The sequence below is a fragment of the Streptomyces sp. NPDC005302 genome (genome assembly GCF_040607345.1).
Lineage (GTDB): Bacteria > Actinomycetota > Actinomycetes > Streptomycetales > Streptomycetaceae > Streptomyces.
The window spans coordinates 29,705-44,274 of record NZ_JBEXGN010000003.1; the positions used below are offsets into that span (position 1 = coordinate 29,705).

Consider the following 14,570-nt stretch of genomic DNA (forward strand, 5'->3'; position numbering starts at 1 on the left):
CCGTGCGAGCTGCTGGGTCCTTTTCCTGGACCCTCGTATGCTGGAGGCGTGAGGCGGACTTCTTTTGCGAACTGGCCGTGTTCCATCGCGCGCACGATGGACCTCCTCGGCGACTGGTGGACCCCGCTGGTGCTGCGGGAGGCCTTCTACGGCATCAAGCGGTTCGACGCGTTCCAGCAGGAGCTGGGCATCGCGCGCAACACGCTGACCGACCGGCTCCGCCGGCTCGTCGACGAGGGGCTCATGGAGAAGCGGGCCTATCAGACGGATCCGGTGCGCTACGACTACGTGCTCACCGAGATGGGCCGAGACTTCTTCGGCGTGCTGGCCGCCATGAACAGTTGGGGCAACCGCTGGCTCAGCGGTGAGCAGGGCCCGCCCGTCGTCTTCCACCACGACCGCTGCGGGCACGAGAGCGAGGCCGCGGTCGTGTGCGCCGACTGCGGGGAGCCGATGACGGCCGAGGACACCCGGCCGCGCCTCGGCCCCGGCTACCCGCCGCATCTGGCCGAACGGCCCGACATCCGGGGCCGCTTCGCCGGCTGAGAGTCCGCTCCACCGGCCGCGAGCCCGGTCCGCTTCGCCGCCCGACGCGGCTACCCATCGCCGCCCGGCGTGTCTCCCCCTCACCGCCCCGGCCCGCGCGCCGGAGGCGGATTTCCTTGACAGGTCAGTTCATCTACGCAACTCTCAAGCTCAGAGCCCTTTTGGGGCAGGTTTCCTGAACGCTGAGAGGAAGGCCGGGCGACTCATGGAGTGGACGGGCGCGCGTTACGCGGACCAGCCGACGGTGGAGGTGCGGACACGGATCGACGCCCCGCCGCCGCGGGTGTGGGAGCTGGTCTCCGACATCGGGCTCATGCCGGAACTGAGCGCGGAGCTCCAGTCGGTGCGGTGGCTCGACGACGCGACGGCCCCCTCGGTCGGTGCCCGGTTCGTGGGCCGCAGCCGGCACGAGTCGCTGGGGGAGTGGGAGACCACCTCGTACGTCGTGCTGTGCGATCCGTACCGCACGTTCGCCTGGGCGGTGGAGGACCCCGAACACCCCAGCTCCCTCTGGCGGTTCAGCCTGGAGGAGAAGGACGGCGGCACCGAGCTGACCCAGTGGATGCGGATGGGACCTGGCCGGTCGGGCCTCTGCCACGCGATCGACCGGATGCCGGACAAGGAGCAGAAGATCGTGTTCGTCCGGCTGCGGGAGTTCGAGCGGAGCATGACGGACACCGTCGAGGCGATCAGGGAACGCGCGGAGGACGCGCGAGGGGAGGGCGCGTGATGCGTACCTCCACGACGATCGAGGCGTCCGGCGGCGACTGGCGGGAGACCGTCGACTTCGTGGTCGAGGCGGAGAAGCTCGGGATGGACATCTGCTGGGTCGCGGAAGCCTGGGGCTCCGAAGCGCCGTCCCCCATCGGCTACTTGGCGGCACGGACCGAGCGGATACTGCTCGGCTCCGGCATCATCCAGCTCGGCACCCGCACCCCGTCCGCCATCGCCCGCGCCGCGATCACCCTCTCCAACATCTCCGGCGGACGATTCCTCCTCGGGCTCGGACCGTCCGGGCCCCAGGTGATCGAGGGCCTGCACGGCGTGCCGTTCGCCCGCCCGCTGACCCGGATGCGGGAGACCGTGGAGATCGTCCGGCAGGCCGTCGCGGGGGACAGGATCGACCACCAGGGACGGGAGTTCACCATCCCGCTGCCGGGAGGCGAGGCGCGCCCCATGCGGCTGTCGATGCGCGCCGAACACGACCTGCCCGTCTACCTCGCCACCCTCTCGCCCAAGATGCTGCGGCTGACGGGTGAGATCGCCGACGGCTGGCTCGGCACCTCCTTCGTGCCCGAGGGCGCCAAGGAGGCGTACTTCGACCACCTGGACGCCGGTCTCGCGGCGGCGGGCCGGGCCCGCGCCGACCTCGACATCTGCCAGGGCGCCGAGGTGGCGTTCGCCGAGGACGAGGACGCGCTGCGCACCATGGTGGCGGGACGGAAGAAGGAACTCGCCTTCAGTCTGGGCGGGATGGGCTCCGCCACCACCAACTTCTACAACGCCGCGTACAGCAGGCAGGGCTGGGCGGACGTCGCCGCCGAGGTCCACGAGCGCTGGCAGGCCGGCGACCGGGACGGCGCCGCGGGACTCGTGACCGACGAGATGGTGCTCGGCACGACCCTGATCGGCACCGAGGACATGGTCCGCGAGCGGCTCCGTGTGTGGCGTGCCGCGGGCGTCGACACCGTCCGTCTCTACCCCGCGGGCGAGACCCTCGACTCCCGGCTGGCCACGCTGGGGCGGGCACTGGACCTCGTCTCCCGGCAGAACGCGGAGGCGGACGCCACCTGAGGCGAGGGGCGACGGGCGAGGCTTGGGAGGCGCGGGGTGCGGGTCTGTCGTGGGCGGCGGGCCCGCCGTCGTACCGTCACCCGATCGGCGGCAGCCCTCTGGCGGGGCGGGTGACGGCGGCGGAGGCTCGAATTCCCCGATGCCTCCCGCACCGGGGACGGCCAGCGGCCGACAGCGCATCGAGGTGGTCGAGCATGAGCCAGGACGCTTCGCAGCCCCCGACCCCGCCGCCCGGTGGCGGCACGGGATCGCAGCCGAGCGGCGGCGACATGCCGCTGTGGGGAGACCAGTGGTCCGGAGCCGCGCCCGCCGGCGGAGGTCTCGGGCCACCGCCCTCGGGTGACGGCGCGTGGGTGGCCGGCGGCGTCACCTTCGCGGGTGTGCTCCTGCTGGTGAACGGCGTCCTCAACATCCTCCAGGGCATCTCCGCGATCGCCAAGGACGATGTGTACACACGCGTCGACGACTACGTGTACCGCATCAACCTCACCGGCTGGGGCTGGATCCTGCTGATCGTCGGCGTGATCGCCGCCGTCGTCGGTGCGGGCATCCTGAAGGGCGTCGCGTGGGCCCGCGTCGTCGGTATCGCGTTGGCGGCGGTGAGCATGCTCTTCCACTTCATGTTCCTGCCGTACGCGCCGATCTGGTCCGTCATCATGATCGCGATCGACGTCTTCGTGATCTGGGCGCTCGCCGCCTACCGGCCCCACGGGCACTCGTCACCGTCCCGGCCGCAGTCACCGTCGCAGTCCCCGCGGCAGCCGCAGCCGCGCTGAACCGTCCCGCTCCGGCCGTCCCGACACGACGGCAGCGGTGTGACACCCCCGCACCCACGAGGCCCTTCCGCCCGGTGGCCGGTCCGGCGCCGCCGGGGGAGGGGCCCGCGTACCCGTCGTACACACCACGCAGCGGACCGAGCGGACCGAGTGGAACGAGAGCGCCATGGATGACCTGATGGACCGGACACGCGCCGGTCGACGGTCCGCGCGACGGCAGCCGTCTTGGCCGGCCGGCCCCGCGGAGGCGACGTGAACGGCGACGACGCCCGGGAGATCGCCGAGCTGCGGGCCCGGGTCGCGGATCTGGAGCAGCGGCGCCCGAAGGGCCAACGGCACTGGGTGCGGCCGTTCTTCGCGGTCCTGCTGATCCTCGTCGCGGCCGTGCTCACCCCGCTCAGCGCCGTGGCGGCCTGGTCGAGCGACCTGATCGGTGACACCGACCGCTACGTCTCCACCATGAAGCCGCTCGCCTCCGACCCCGACGTCCAGGACGCCGTCGCCGACCGGGTGACGAAGGCCGTCATGCAGCACGTCGACATCGAGTCGCTGCTCACCTCCGTCGCCCCGGCCGACCGGCCCCGCCTGACCAAGGCCCTCGGCCCGCTGAGCGGTCCGATCACCAGTGGCCTCACCGACTTCGTGCACAGCACGGCGGACAGGTTCGTCACCAGCGACGCGTTCGCCACCCTGTGGACCGAGCTCAACAGGACGGCACACGCCTCCGTCGACAAGGCGCTCACCGGAAAAGGCGGCGGAGCCGTCAAACTCACCAACGACGCCGTCGTCATCGACCTCGCCCCCGTCATCGACCGCGTCAAGCAGGCCCTCGTCGACAGGGGACTCGGCATCGCCGCGAAGATCCCCGAGGTGCACACCGATTTCACGGTCATGACCTCCGACTCCATCGGCAAGGCCAAGAAGCTCTACCGGCTCCTGCAGATCGTCGGGTTCTGGCTGCCGGTGCTGACCCTGGTCCTCGCGGCCGGCGGCGTGCTCCTCGCCATCCGCAGGCGCCGCGCCCTCGTCACGGCGGCACTCGCCGTGGCCGCGGGAGCGGCCGTCCTCGGCATCGCGCTCTGGATCTTCCGGGGGATCTATCTCGACGGCCTGCCCTCGGGCGTCTCCCAGCCCGCCGCGGGCTCGATCTTCGACACCCTCGTGCGCTATCTGCGGACGACGGTACGCATGGTGATCACCCTCGGCATCGTCGTCGCCCTCGCCGCCTGGCTGACCGGCAGCGGCCGGGCCGCCACGCGGGTCCTCGCCGCCTGGCGGGGCGGCATCGGCGCCGTGCGCACCGCGTCGGGCTTCGACCTGGGACCGGTCGGCGCCTGGGTGCACCGGGCCAAGACGTGGCTCAACTGGACCGTCGTCGCGGTCGCCGCCGTCACCCTGCTCATCTGGAACTACCCCACGGCCGCCGTCACCGTCTGGATCGCCGTGGTGGCCCTGCTGGTGCTCGCCGTGGTCGAGTTCCTCGACGACGACGGGGCCCCGCACCTGACCGGCGGCACCGACATCACCGGTCCCACGGGCGGACCCGCGGCCGGTACGGGCCCGGTCGAAATCACCTGACAGCCCTCCGAGCAGCGGGCTATGCTCCCGCCGATGACAACTCACTCTGTAACCAGATTGGGGGCCCCGTCCGCGCAAGGTGAGTGCTGATGCTCACTCGGACCGCGTACGAGGACTCTCTCCTCGCTTCCTTCTGGCCGCGCGTGCGGGACTTCGCCGTGCCGCCCTCCATGATCGAGACCGCGACCGCCCGCCGCCGTGCCGGGGACTGGGCGGGGGCCTGCGCCGCGGCGGGCGTCGACACCGACCTCGACCTCCGCTCCCTGGCCCGGACCCACGGCCGTGACCTCGCATCCCGAGTCCGCTCGGATCTACGCCACTTGGCGCCGGACCTGCTGCGCTGGCACATGCCCCGGATCGGCCCCGACGGCCTGCTGCGCCCCGGCATCACCATGACGCTGGCACGCTACGACCGGGCCGGGCCCGGGATCGGCACGCCCGCACGTTCCGGCCGGGCCGCGCCCGACCCCGTCGATCCGCTGCACCTCGTGGTCCGCACGCCACCCGCCTGGGCCGACGGTGGCCAGCGTATGAGCCTCGCGCTGTGGGAGGCGCCGAACGGCGGTTCCCACGGCGCCTCCTTCGACGACGGAGCACGCCGGCATCCACACGCCCGGCCGGCCCGGCGCTACCGTCTCGACCTGCACCGCCACCTCTGGGACGCCCGCAGGACGCACGAGTTGCGGGTCCGCTCCGGCGCCGACGGGCTGCGGACCGGGGCCGCTGCCGACGGGCCGGGCGTCGGATCCGATACCGACGACGCGCGATTCCGGCCCTGGTCACGGTCCCGGTCCCAGTCCCCGTCAGGTGTCGACGTCGACGGGCCCTGGTCGCCGTTCCCCTCCGCCGACGAACCCCGGTCCCCGGCGGGTCCCGACGGAGCGTGGGTCCCCACCGGGGCCGAAGGCCCGTGCTTCCGGGCCGGTGACGACGTCCCACCTGACCTTCCCCGGCCGACGGACGTCGATCCGCTCGGGCTCGTACCCGCCGAGCTCGGCTGTGCCGTGGACCGGTGGGCGGCCGAGGCGGCGATCCTGCTCCGGGCCGAGGGCCGGACGGCCGGACCGGTCGCCGTACGGCTCGGATCCCGGCACCGGCTACTCCTGGAAGTGCACTTGGGCCCGGACCAGGACACGGGCCCGGGCGTGGAAAGGGACGTGCCCCCGGCGTCGGACGGGCCGGGGCCGCCCGGCCTGCGGATCGGACCGGCGCCGAAAGGCGGCGGCGGCTCGCCGCTGCCGGTCCTGCCCGACGCGGCGACCTGGGTGCTGCCCGACCTGCACCTGCTCCGCACCGGCGCGATCGATGCCGAGCGACTGCATCCGCTCGTCGCGGCGGCCCTCGTACCCGGGTACACCCCTGTCGCCGTCCCCCGGGCACCCGACCCGGCGGGCCGACCCACGATGGTGGAGTGCCGGGGTGACCGGCACCGGATCGGCCTGGTCGACGGCGTCCTGCGACCGCTGGACCACGACCCGGCCGAGATCCGGCGCGAGGAACTGCTGGTCGCGCTGACCGGCACCCCCCTGCCCTGCCTCCAGGTCATCGACGAGGCGCACCGGCGCCCGCACTGTCTGTCCGGCGTCCGTGAACGCCTCCACCACGGCGACACCGCCGGCGCGCTGGCCGTCGTCGAGGGACTGCTCGGCCCCGACGCGGTGCTGCGGGGCGGAGCGCTGCGGGACGAGCTGTGGGCGGCCGCCGAGCGCCGGATCACCTACGGACTGTTCAGGGCGGGCCTGACCGGTCCCGCGCCGGGCCGCATCCACCCCGGGGTCGCACGGCCCCGGGACCATCGGTCCCATCCACGCGACACGACGGTCCGCTAGCCAGGCCCTGTACGTCGCAGGTCGCGCCCGGATGACGCGACAGGCCACTGGTCAGGGCCGTCAATGGCCCCTCCACGCGAGAAGAAGCGACGTGAACCAAGGCCGGTTCAGCACCAATCCCACCCGCGAGTGACACAACAGGACCTCGGCTGAGCCGGTTCGCCGGCCACCACTCGGCCGTATGACGCCCCCGTCCCGGGCCCTCGCCCAACTCGCACGCGAGCAGGGCCCGAAGACCTCGCACCTTCCGCCGCACAGCGGTCCGCCGTGCCCCTCGGCCCGGTCCACCGTCGTGCGATCCGCCACGAACCCCAAGGTGATCAGACTTGCCCACACACACGCCCTTCCTGGAAGCCGACCTCCTCTCCGACCCGGCCGAACCGACAGGCCCCACCCAACTCGACGTGGCGGAGGCGCTGTTGACCCTCCTGCGTGACACCGCGACCGAACCGCGCCCCGACACCCAGCTGGAGGCCCTGACCCTCTGCGTCGCCGCCGACCTGCCCGTCCTGCTGTGGGGCGAGCCGGGGATCGGCAAGACCGCGGCGCTGACCCAGCTCGCCGAGACCCTGGATCTGCCGCTGACCACGGTGATCGCCAGCGTCCACGAACCGTCCGACTTCTCCGGGCTGCCCGTCCTCGGCGACGACCCCGCCGAACAGGGCGTCCCGATGGCCCCGCCGGACTGGGCGGTCCGTCTCGTACGGGCGGGCCGGGGGCTGCTCTTCCTCGACGAACTGTCCACCGCGCCCCCCGCCGTGCAGGCCGCCCTGCTCCGGCTGGTCCTGGAACGGCGGATCGGCGCGCTCCAACTGCCGCCCGGCGTACGGATCGTGGCCGCCGCCAACCCGCGCTCCTCCGCGGCCGACGGCTGGGAGCTGAGCCCGCCGCTGGCCAACCGGTTCGTCCACCTCCAGTGGACCCACGACCACGAGGTCGTCGTCCGCGGCCTCGGCGGCACCTGGCCCCGGGCGACCCTGCCACGCCTGGACCCGCGGAGACTACGTGAGGCCGTGGACTTCGCCCGCCGCGCGGTGTGCGCCCTGCTCGCCGCCCGACCCGGGCTCGTCCACCGGCTGCCCAGCGGCGAGACCCGGCGCGGCGGTGCCTGGCCCTCGCCGCGGAGCTGGGAGACGACCCTGCGCCTGATCGCCTTCGCGACCGCCGCCGGCTCCTCCCGCGAGGTGCTGTCCCTGCTCGTCCGGGGCGCCGTGGGCGACGGCCCAGGACTGGAACTCCTCGCGAGCCTGGACCGGCTGGACCTGCCGGACCCGGAGACCCTGCTCGCCGACCCGGAGAGCGCCGAACTGCCCGAGCGGGGTGATCTGCGCCAGGCCGTTCTCGACGGGGTGGTCGCCGCGGTCCGCGCACGTCCGGACAAGGCCCGCTGGGACGCCGCCTGGGCCCTGCTCGTCCGGGCGCTCGACACCGGCGCGCCGGACCTCGTCGTCGTCCCCGCGACCACGCTCGCGACGCTGCGCGAACAGGACTGGGACGTGCCCGCCGCCATCGAGCGGCTCGCCGGAGCCGTGACGCTGTCCCGGCGCGCCGACGAAGCGGCGGCCCGCGCCGCGTCCGGCGTCGGGGCGGTGCGCCGATGACGGCGTCCGGCACCGAGGAAGGAGCCCTCGACCTCGACAAGCTCTTCGCCGCCCGCCTGCACGCCGCGCGGGCCCGCCCCTACCTCGCGACGGCCCTGTTCGCCCTGCACACCGTCGCCTCGCGGCGGGTCCCCACGATGGCCGTCGACCGGTACTGGCGCTGTTACGTCTCGCCGGGCTTCGTGGACCGTACGCCCGTCGAGGAGCTGGCCGGCGTCTGGGTGCACGAGGTGTCCCATCTGCTGCGCGACCACCACGGCCGCAGTGAGCGCGTGGCCCGTGAACGCGGCCTGACCGGCCCGGCGGAGCGGCTGCGGATGAACATCGCCGCGGACTGCGAGATCAACGACGACGCGTTCGGCGAGGGACTGGTCCGGCCGGAGGGGGCCGTCACACCGCAGTTCCTGCTCCTGACGCCGGGCGAGCTGATGGAGGAGTACCTGACACGATTCCGGCTCGGGCCGCGCACCCAGAGCCTGGCCTGGCTGGACTGCGGCAGCGGCGCCGACGGGGGCGATCGGGACTGGGACCTGGGGCCGGACGGGGCACACGGGCTCAGCGCGCAGGAACGCGACGCCGTCCGCTTCCGGGTCGCACAGGGCATCAACGCCCGCCCCGGCCGCGCTCCCCGGGGCTGGAAGCGGTGGGCGGAGGAGGCCTTCCACCCGCCCCAGCCCTGGCGGGAGCTGCTGGGCGCGGCGGTCCGGTCCGCCGCCTCCGGGCCCGGTGCGGGCGAGGACTACACGTACGGCCGCCCGTCGCGGCGCGCGGCCTGTCTGCCCGGCGTCGTGCTGCCGAGCCTGCGCCGCAGACCGCCGCGGGTCTTCGTGGTCATCGACACCTCCGGCTCGGTCAGCGACGCGGAACTGGGCAGCGCGCTCCTGGAGGTGTCCGCCATCTCCCGTGCCGTGGGCGGCCGTCGCGACCTCGTGACCGTGGCGGCCTGCGACGCGGCGGCCCGGGTGGCGCACCCTCTGTGCCGTGCCGAGGGGATCTCGCTGATGGGCGGCGGGGGCACGGACCTGCGCTCCGGGTTCGCCGCCGCGCTCCGGGCCCGGCCCCGCCCCGACGTCGTCGTCGTCCTGACCGACGGACAGACCCCGTGGCCGGACGCGCGTCCCCCGTGCCGCACGGTCGTGGGCCTCTTCCCCCGGCACGGGGGCGACGGCTCCTGGGACGAGGACGATCCCGACTACGCCCCGGACGCGCCGCCCGCCTGGGCCCGCGTGGTCGAGATCGGCACGACGACGGGGGCGGGAAGGTGAGGACCGGGAACAGGGTGGCGACCCGACGCGTGAGGCCGATCGGGGCACTCGTCGGTGACCCTGCCCGCCCGACACGGTCGACGCCCCCATTTCCCGGGGGTCTTGCCCGGCGTCCTCGTCCGACGCCCCCGCTTCCTCCGGGCCTTGTCCGCGCCGGCGGTCGACGCCCTTGCCCGGCGCGGGCTGCGTCCGTCGCGCGCGACAGATGTCAGTCCCTCCCGGGCCGGTCTCCGCGGCCCGCCTCTACACGCTGTACCCCCCGTCCACCCCCAACGCCTGGCCGGTGATGAAGCCCGCGCGGTCCGAGGCCAGGAAGGCGACCGCTTCGGCTATGTCGGCGGCGGTGCCGAAGCGGCGCAGGGGGATGTTGCGGCGGGTGATCTCCAGCGCGGCGTCGTCGAGTTCACCGGAACTGATCAGGCGGGCGGCGATGCCGTCGGTCAGCATGCCGGGGGCCACGCAGTTGACGCGGACGCCGTAGCGGCCCTCCTCGGCGGCGAGCGCGCGGGCGACCGCCTCGACGGCGCCCTTGGTGCCCGAGGAGAGTCCGTCGCGGACGGGAAACCGGCGCGTGGCCACGGTGGTGACCGCGACGACACTGCCCCGGCTCTCCCGCAACAGGGGCAGCGCGGGATGTACGAGGTTGAAGAACGCCCCCGCCTCGGCGTCCAGTTGGGCGCGGTACTCGCTCGGTGCGACCCGGCTCAGATGCACCATGGGAACGTGCGGTCCCGCCGCGTGGACGAGGGTGTGCAGACCACCGAGCGTGACGGCGGTCTCGGACACGGCGGCGGCCACCGCCCGTTCCTCGGTCAGATCGAGCCGCAGGGAACGGACCCGGCGCCCGAGTCCGGCGACCTCCGCGGTGAGTGCGTCCGCCGCCGCCCGGCTGGAGCGGTACGTGAACACCACGTCGCTGCCCCGCTCGGCGAGCGTCCGCACGATCGCCGAACCGATGCCCCCGGTGCCGCCCGCGACGAACGCGACACCCTTGCGCTGCGAGAAATCCGACGTCCCAGCCATCACGGTCCCCAGGGGTTCGGCGATGTTGACCTTCACGAACTCGCTGCTCCCGGCGCGGTGCCGGACGCCGTCCGTCCGTGAACGGCCCTACGGCGACGGGGTATTGCAGCACGGAGCGCCTTCGACGAACAGAGATACGGCACCGTGGGAACGGGGCGGGGCACGGGCGAACCGGGTCGCGGACCGTGTCGCTGTTGGGCCGAACGGGTGACCATGCGTAAGAATTGCCCGGTGCAGACTACGAGTGCGAGCCAGGACGGGGTGGATCGATGAACAGCCACGACGTCACCGATGAACAGTGGAGAGGGCTCGCCCAGGTCGTTCCGTTGCGTGGCCGGGACGCCTGGCCCTCCTCGGTCGGCCACCGGTCGATCCCCGAGGCCCCGACGGAGGCGCGGCGCCGCTTCGTGGTCCTGCGGGTCAACGTCTTCGCGGACGCCCGCGACGTGGCCGAGACCCTCATGGCCGGCATCCCGGTCCTCCTCGACCTGACCGGCGCGGAGAGCGAAGTCGCCAAGCGGGTCCTCGACTTCAGTACGGGCGTGGTGTTCGGCCTCGCGAGCGGTATGCACCGCGTCGACCGGAACGTGTTCCTGCTGACCCCGCCGGGAACCGAGGTACGCGGACTCATGGAGGAAGCGAGCGCCCCCGGGATCTGACGCCGCGCCGCCGGTCCGTGCGACGGCCCCGACTCGATCCCCGCCGGCGACCGGCACCGTGACCGGGCGCCGCACCCTGCCTCCGCGGGGTTCACCCCGCCGCCGTGGTGAACTCGCCCCGGCCAGGCGAACAGGGTCGGCGATCCGGTGAACCCGCCCCGCGAAACGGTGGATTCGTCCCCCGATCGTAGGAAGGTTCACCAAGTGGAACGGTTCGTCCGCCGACGGAGGCATACCGTCCGCATATGACCCTGTCCACACCGGAAGCGCCCACGGCGGCGCAGGCGCGCCCCGACCGACCCGGCGTCACCGAGCTGCGCCTCGCCGCCTTCGCCACCCACCGCCGCGTCCGGTTCCCCCTCGGACCGCTCACCCTCGTCACCGGCCCGAGCGGCAGCGGCAAGACGGCCGCCCTGCGGGCCTACGAGGCGCTGGCCCGGCTCGGCGGCGGCGCCGAACTCCGGGAGGTGTTCCCGGACCCGGTCGCCTGCGTGCCCGAGCGGGCCAGGCCCGACGCGCAGCAGCGCCGCGGCTTCCGCATCGGCTGCACGGTGGACGGCCCCGAAGGCCCGGTCCGCCTCGACGTCGCCGTACAGGCCGAGCCCGAACTGCGCATCGTGGGCGAGCGGTTGTCGGCGGGCGGACAGACCCTGCTGGAGACGGCGCTGCGGGACCCCGGCCGGCCGTCCGTGCAGGCGGCCTGGCACACCGGCGGATCGTCCGCCGTGACCCGCGGACCGCTCCCCGACGACCGGCTCGGCACCGCCCTGCTGCCGCTGCGCGTCGCGGGCCGCACCCCCGGTGAGTGCCAGGTCCTCGCCGCGGCCGAGCAGATGGTGCTCGCGCTGCGCTCCGTCTACGCCTGCGACCCGAGCCCGCACGCCATGCGTGTCCCCGCCCCGCCGGGCACGGGACGCCTCCTGCGGAACTGCGGCAACCTCGCCGAAGTGCTGTGGCGTACAAGGTCGGAGTGCGGACACCGGTACGCGCACCTGGTCGCCGCCGTCCGTGCCGGCTGCGCCGGGACCGTCACCGACGTCCTCGCCGAGGTGGCCGGCGACGGCCGGGTCCAGGGACTCCTCGACCGCGGCGACGGCGCCCGTACGCCACTGGGGCTGCTCGGTGACGGCGAGTTGCGGTATCTCGCGCTGGCCCTCGTCCTGCTCACCGGGCCGGGGGTCCTGGAGGTCGACCCGGCGGGCGAGGTGCCGGCCGCGTTCCAGTCGTTGACCGTGCTCGCCGACGGCCTCGACCGCGGGCTGGACGCACGGCAGACCGGTGAACTGGTGCGGCTGGCGCAGCGGATGTGCGAGCGGGGCCACATCCGGCTGGTGGCGGCGCTGAGCGACGGGGACCCGGCGTTCGGGGCGGCCGGTGCGACGGTGGTAGACCTGACGCCGTGAGTGAACTGGACGTAGCGACACTGCAGCGCAGGCTGGCCGACTTCGCGGCCGCCCGGAACTGGCAGCCCTACCACACCCCGAAGAACCTCGTCGCGGCCCTCAGCGTGGAAGCCTCCGAACTCGTCGAGATCTTCCAGTGGTTGACCCCGGAGGAGTCGGCCCGCGTCATGGACGACGCGGAGCGCGCGCACCGCGTCCGTGACGAGGTGGCCGACGTCCTCGCCTACCTGCTGCAGTTCTGCGAGGTGCTGGGCGTCGACCCGCTCGCCGCGCTCGACGCGAAGATCGACCGCAACGAACTCAGGTTCCCCGCGCCCGGCGGCTCCTGACGGGAGCGGAGGACGTCCGCGGGATCACCCAACAGCGAGGTGTCACTCTCCGGAGTCGTACAGCCGTCAACTCTCCACCGTGTGTCCACAGATTTCGGGCTTCCTCTGGCTTTTCGTCTCAAGGGACTTCACTCTGGGTAGTGAACCAGTGAGTTCGGGCGGACGCGTGTGAACGCGTCGCGACAGACGGGGGCAGCGCATGGAAGCGGTGCGGCTCATCGTGACGAGCAGACGTGCCCTGGCGGAGAGCGGGGACACTCCGGAGGTGATGGCCGAGGCATGGCAGGCGCATTCCCTGGCACAGGCGATCGGCAGCCGGTTCGCGGTGTCCGGTCCGCCGGAACTCCGGGGTGAGGCCCTGGGGTTGACGGAGCTGGCGGGCCGTGGCTGCGGGGTCCTGGGCGCTCCCGCGCTCGGTCTCGATGCCTTACGTGCCGCCCAGCTCACCGAGCTGGGCGATCCGCGCGACGCGCTCCTCTGCCTGGGCCGCCTCCTGGGCGAGGTCGGTATGGCCCTGGTCGGCGTCGCCTGCGCGGCGCACGACGAGGGGACGTACTGGCAGTGCATGGAGGCCATCGACGCGGCGGACGAGTCCCGGGACCGCGTCCTGGAGATGCTCAGGCGCCTCGCGGTCCGGGACGAGAAACGCGTGGTGGAACGGGGTTCGGCCACCGGGTAGCCGTGCGGCCCGCCCCGGACCCGTACGGCCCGCCCCGGGGCGGAAGGACGCGAGCGGTCCGGCCGGGGCGGGGCGTGTGCCGCTCGACGGCCGGCCCGTACGGCGCGACATCCGGAGTCAGTCGAGCCCCGGCATCACCTCGGCCGCGATCAACTCCAGCTGGTCCAGGTCGTCGAGGTCGAGGATCTGGAGATACATCCGCTGCGAACCCACCGCCTGGTATTCGGCGATCCGCTCGACCACCTCGGCGGGAGAACCCGCGAGACCGTTCGCCTTCAGCTCCTCGACGTCACGGCCGATGGCGTCCGCGCGCCGCTTCACCTCGCGGTCGGTGCGGCCGACACAGGCCACCAGGGCGTTGGAGTAGACGAGTTCGTCGGCCTTGCGCCCGGCCTGTTGCACCGCCGCGCGCACCCGGCCGAACTGCTGCTCCGAGTCCGCCACGGAGGCGAAGGGGATGTTGAACTCGTCGGCGTAGCGCGCCGCCAGAGCCGGCGTGCGCTTCGCTCCGTGGCCGCCGATCAGTACGGGCACCTTCGACTGCGCGGGCTTGGGCAGCGCGGGCGAGTCCTTCAACTGGTAGTACGTGCCGTCGAAGTCGAACCGCTCGCCGACGGGCGTGCCCCACAGCCCGGTGACGACGGCGAGTTGCTCCTCCAGCCGGCCGAACTTCTCCTTCGGGAAGGGGATTCCGTAGGCCGCGTGCTCGGCCTCGTACCAGCCGGCCCCCAGCCCGAGTTCCACGCGGCCGCCCGACATCTGGTCGACCTGCGCGACCTGGATGGCGAGGACGCCGGGAAGACGGAAGGTGCCCGCGGTCATCAGCGTGCCGAGACGGATGCTGCTCGTCTCGCGGGCGATGCCGGCCAGGGTGATCCAGGCGTCCGTGGGGCCGGGGAGGCCGTCGGCGGAGCCCATGCTCAGGTAGTGGTCGGAGCGGAAGAAGGCGCCGTAGTGAAGGTCTTCGGCGGCCTTGGCCACGCGAAGCAGCGTGTCGTAGGTCGCGCCCTGCTGCGGTTCTGTGAAGACTCGAAGATCCATGTATCCATCATGCACCGGTCACATCAGGCGTCCCGTGCCGAACCGCT

14 protein-coding genes are annotated in these 14,570 nt (G+C 73.3%); 12 read left to right on the forward strand and 2 right to left on the reverse strand.

Annotation, left to right across the window (positions count from 1 at the left end; translation table 11 throughout):
- Window positions 1–48: 48 nt before the first annotated feature.
- From ABZT74_RS04740 to ABZT74_RS04775, 8 genes are all read left to right on the forward strand, one after another.
- Complete coding sequence (locus ABZT74_RS04740; RefSeq protein ID WP_356433408.1) at window positions 49–546, forward strand: helix-turn-helix domain-containing protein; 498 nt, start codon at window positions 49–51, stop codon at window positions 544–546.
- 205 nt (window positions 547–751) lie between these two features.
- Window positions 752–1,276 carry an SRPBCC family protein gene (locus ABZT74_RS04745; protein ID WP_356164917.1) on the forward strand — a complete coding sequence of 175 codons (525 nt, stop codon included), beginning with the start codon at window positions 752–754 and terminating at the stop codon, window positions 1,274–1,276.
- Window positions 1,276–2,340 carry an LLM class flavin-dependent oxidoreductase gene (locus ABZT74_RS04750; protein ID WP_356433409.1) on the forward strand — a complete coding sequence of 355 codons (1,065 nt, stop codon included), beginning with the start codon at window positions 1,276–1,278 and terminating at the stop codon, window positions 2,338–2,340. Before ABZT74_RS04745 ends, ABZT74_RS04750 begins: the two co-directional genes overlap by 1 nt.
- A gap of 194 nt (window positions 2,341–2,534) precedes the next feature.
- Window positions 2,535–3,116, forward strand: coding sequence for a hypothetical protein (locus tag ABZT74_RS04755; protein ID WP_356164920.1), 582 nt, complete (start codon window positions 2,535–2,537; stop codon window positions 3,114–3,116).
- A 252-nt stretch (window positions 3,117–3,368) separates the two neighbouring features.
- Window positions 3,369–4,694: a hypothetical protein gene (locus ABZT74_RS04760; protein ID WP_356164923.1), complete on the forward strand. Its 1,326-nt coding sequence runs from the start codon at window positions 3,369–3,371 to the stop codon at window positions 4,692–4,694.
- 89 nt (window positions 4,695–4,783) lie between these two features.
- Entirely contained in the window at window positions 4,784–6,523 is a 1,740-nt protein-coding gene (locus ABZT74_RS04765; RefSeq protein WP_356164925.1) for a hypothetical protein, read from the forward strand.
- A 347-nt stretch (window positions 6,524–6,870) separates the two neighbouring features.
- On the forward strand, window positions 6,871–8,124 hold the full coding sequence (locus ABZT74_RS04770) for a MoxR family ATPase (RefSeq protein ID WP_356165357.1): 1,254 nt from the start codon (window positions 6,871–6,873) through the stop codon (window positions 8,122–8,124).
- On the forward strand, window positions 8,121–9,389 hold the full coding sequence (locus tag ABZT74_RS04775; RefSeq protein ID WP_356433410.1) for a VWA-like domain-containing protein: 1,269 nt from the start codon (window positions 8,121–8,123) through the stop codon (window positions 9,387–9,389). Before ABZT74_RS04770 ends, ABZT74_RS04775 begins: the two co-directional genes overlap by 4 nt.
- Window positions 9,390–9,632: 243 nt before the next feature.
- Here the strand turns inward: ABZT74_RS04775 and ABZT74_RS04780 are convergent, their stop codons facing one another.
- Entirely contained in the window at window positions 9,633–10,412 is a 780-nt protein-coding gene (locus ABZT74_RS04780) for an SDR family NAD(P)-dependent oxidoreductase (protein ID WP_356433639.1), read from the reverse strand.
- A 269-nt stretch (window positions 10,413–10,681) separates the two neighbouring features.
- Between ABZT74_RS04780 and ABZT74_RS04785 the strand changes: the two genes are divergently transcribed.
- The 4 genes from ABZT74_RS04785 to ABZT74_RS04800 all read left to right on the forward strand — a co-directional run bounded on the left by ABZT74_RS04785 (window position 10,682) and on the right by ABZT74_RS04800 (window position 13,482).
- Window positions 10,682–11,071, forward strand: coding sequence for a cell division protein SepF (locus ABZT74_RS04785; protein WP_356433411.1), 390 nt, complete (start codon window positions 10,682–10,684; stop codon window positions 11,069–11,071).
- Between the two features lie 245 nt (window positions 11,072–11,316).
- The gene (locus tag ABZT74_RS04790; RefSeq protein ID WP_356164931.1) at window positions 11,317–12,474 is read left to right on the forward strand and encodes an ATP-binding protein; all 1,158 of its coding nucleotides are present in this window, start codon (window positions 11,317–11,319) and stop codon (window positions 12,472–12,474) included.
- The gene (locus tag ABZT74_RS04795) at window positions 12,471–12,803 is read left to right on the forward strand and encodes a nucleotide pyrophosphohydrolase (protein ID WP_356164934.1); all 333 of its coding nucleotides are present in this window, start codon (window positions 12,471–12,473) and stop codon (window positions 12,801–12,803) included. The genes ABZT74_RS04790 and ABZT74_RS04795 overlap by 4 nt, the downstream gene beginning before the upstream one ends.
- 199 nt (window positions 12,804–13,002) lie before the next feature.
- Window positions 13,003–13,482 carry a DUF6099 family protein gene (locus ABZT74_RS04800; RefSeq protein WP_355874939.1) on the forward strand — a complete coding sequence of 160 codons (480 nt, stop codon included), beginning with the start codon at window positions 13,003–13,005 and terminating at the stop codon, window positions 13,480–13,482.
- 117 nt (window positions 13,483–13,599) lie between these two features.
- On the opposite strand, the gene ABZT74_RS04805 is transcribed toward ABZT74_RS04800, so the two are convergent.
- The gene (locus ABZT74_RS04805) at window positions 13,600–14,523 is read right to left on the reverse strand and encodes an LLM class F420-dependent oxidoreductase (protein WP_356433412.1); all 924 of its coding nucleotides are present in this window, start codon (window positions 14,521–14,523) and stop codon (window positions 13,600–13,602) included.
- Between the last annotated feature and the right edge of the window lie 47 nt (window positions 14,524–14,570).

What these genes read in the sequence shown, in the direction of transcription:
- ABZT74_RS04745 (WP_356164917.1), top strand. Translation starts at nt 752, where the DNA reads ATGGAGTGGACGGGCGCGCGTTACGCGGACCAGCCGACGGTGGAGGTG.
- ABZT74_RS04750 (WP_356433409.1), top strand. Translation starts at nt 1,276, where the DNA reads ATGCGTACCTCCACGACGATCGAGGCGTCCGGCGGCGACTGGCGGGAG.
- ABZT74_RS04755 (WP_356164920.1), top strand. Translation starts at nt 2,535, where the DNA reads ATGAGCCAGGACGCTTCGCAGCCCCCGACCCCGCCGCCCGGTGGCGGC.
- ABZT74_RS04765 (WP_356164925.1), top strand. Translation starts at nt 4,784, where the DNA reads ATGCTCACTCGGACCGCGTACGAGGACTCTCTCCTCGCTTCCTTCTGG.
- ABZT74_RS04775 (WP_356433410.1), top strand. Translation starts at nt 8,121, where the DNA reads ATGACGGCGTCCGGCACCGAGGAAGGAGCCCTCGACCTCGACAAGCTC.
- ABZT74_RS04780 (WP_356433639.1), bottom strand. Translation starts at nt 10,412, where the DNA reads ATGGCTGGGACGTCGGATTTCTCGCAGCGCAAGGGTGTCGCGTTCGTC.
- ABZT74_RS04785 (WP_356433411.1), top strand. Translation starts at nt 10,682, where the DNA reads ATGAACAGCCACGACGTCACCGATGAACAGTGGAGAGGGCTCGCCCAG.
- ABZT74_RS04790 (WP_356164931.1), top strand. Translation starts at nt 11,317, where the DNA reads ATGACCCTGTCCACACCGGAAGCGCCCACGGCGGCGCAGGCGCGCCCC.
- ABZT74_RS04800 (WP_355874939.1), top strand. Translation starts at nt 13,003, where the DNA reads ATGGAAGCGGTGCGGCTCATCGTGACGAGCAGACGTGCCCTGGCGGAG.
- ABZT74_RS04805 (WP_356433412.1), bottom strand. Translation starts at nt 14,523, where the DNA reads ATGGATCTTCGAGTCTTCACAGAACCGCAGCAGGGCGCGACCTACGAC.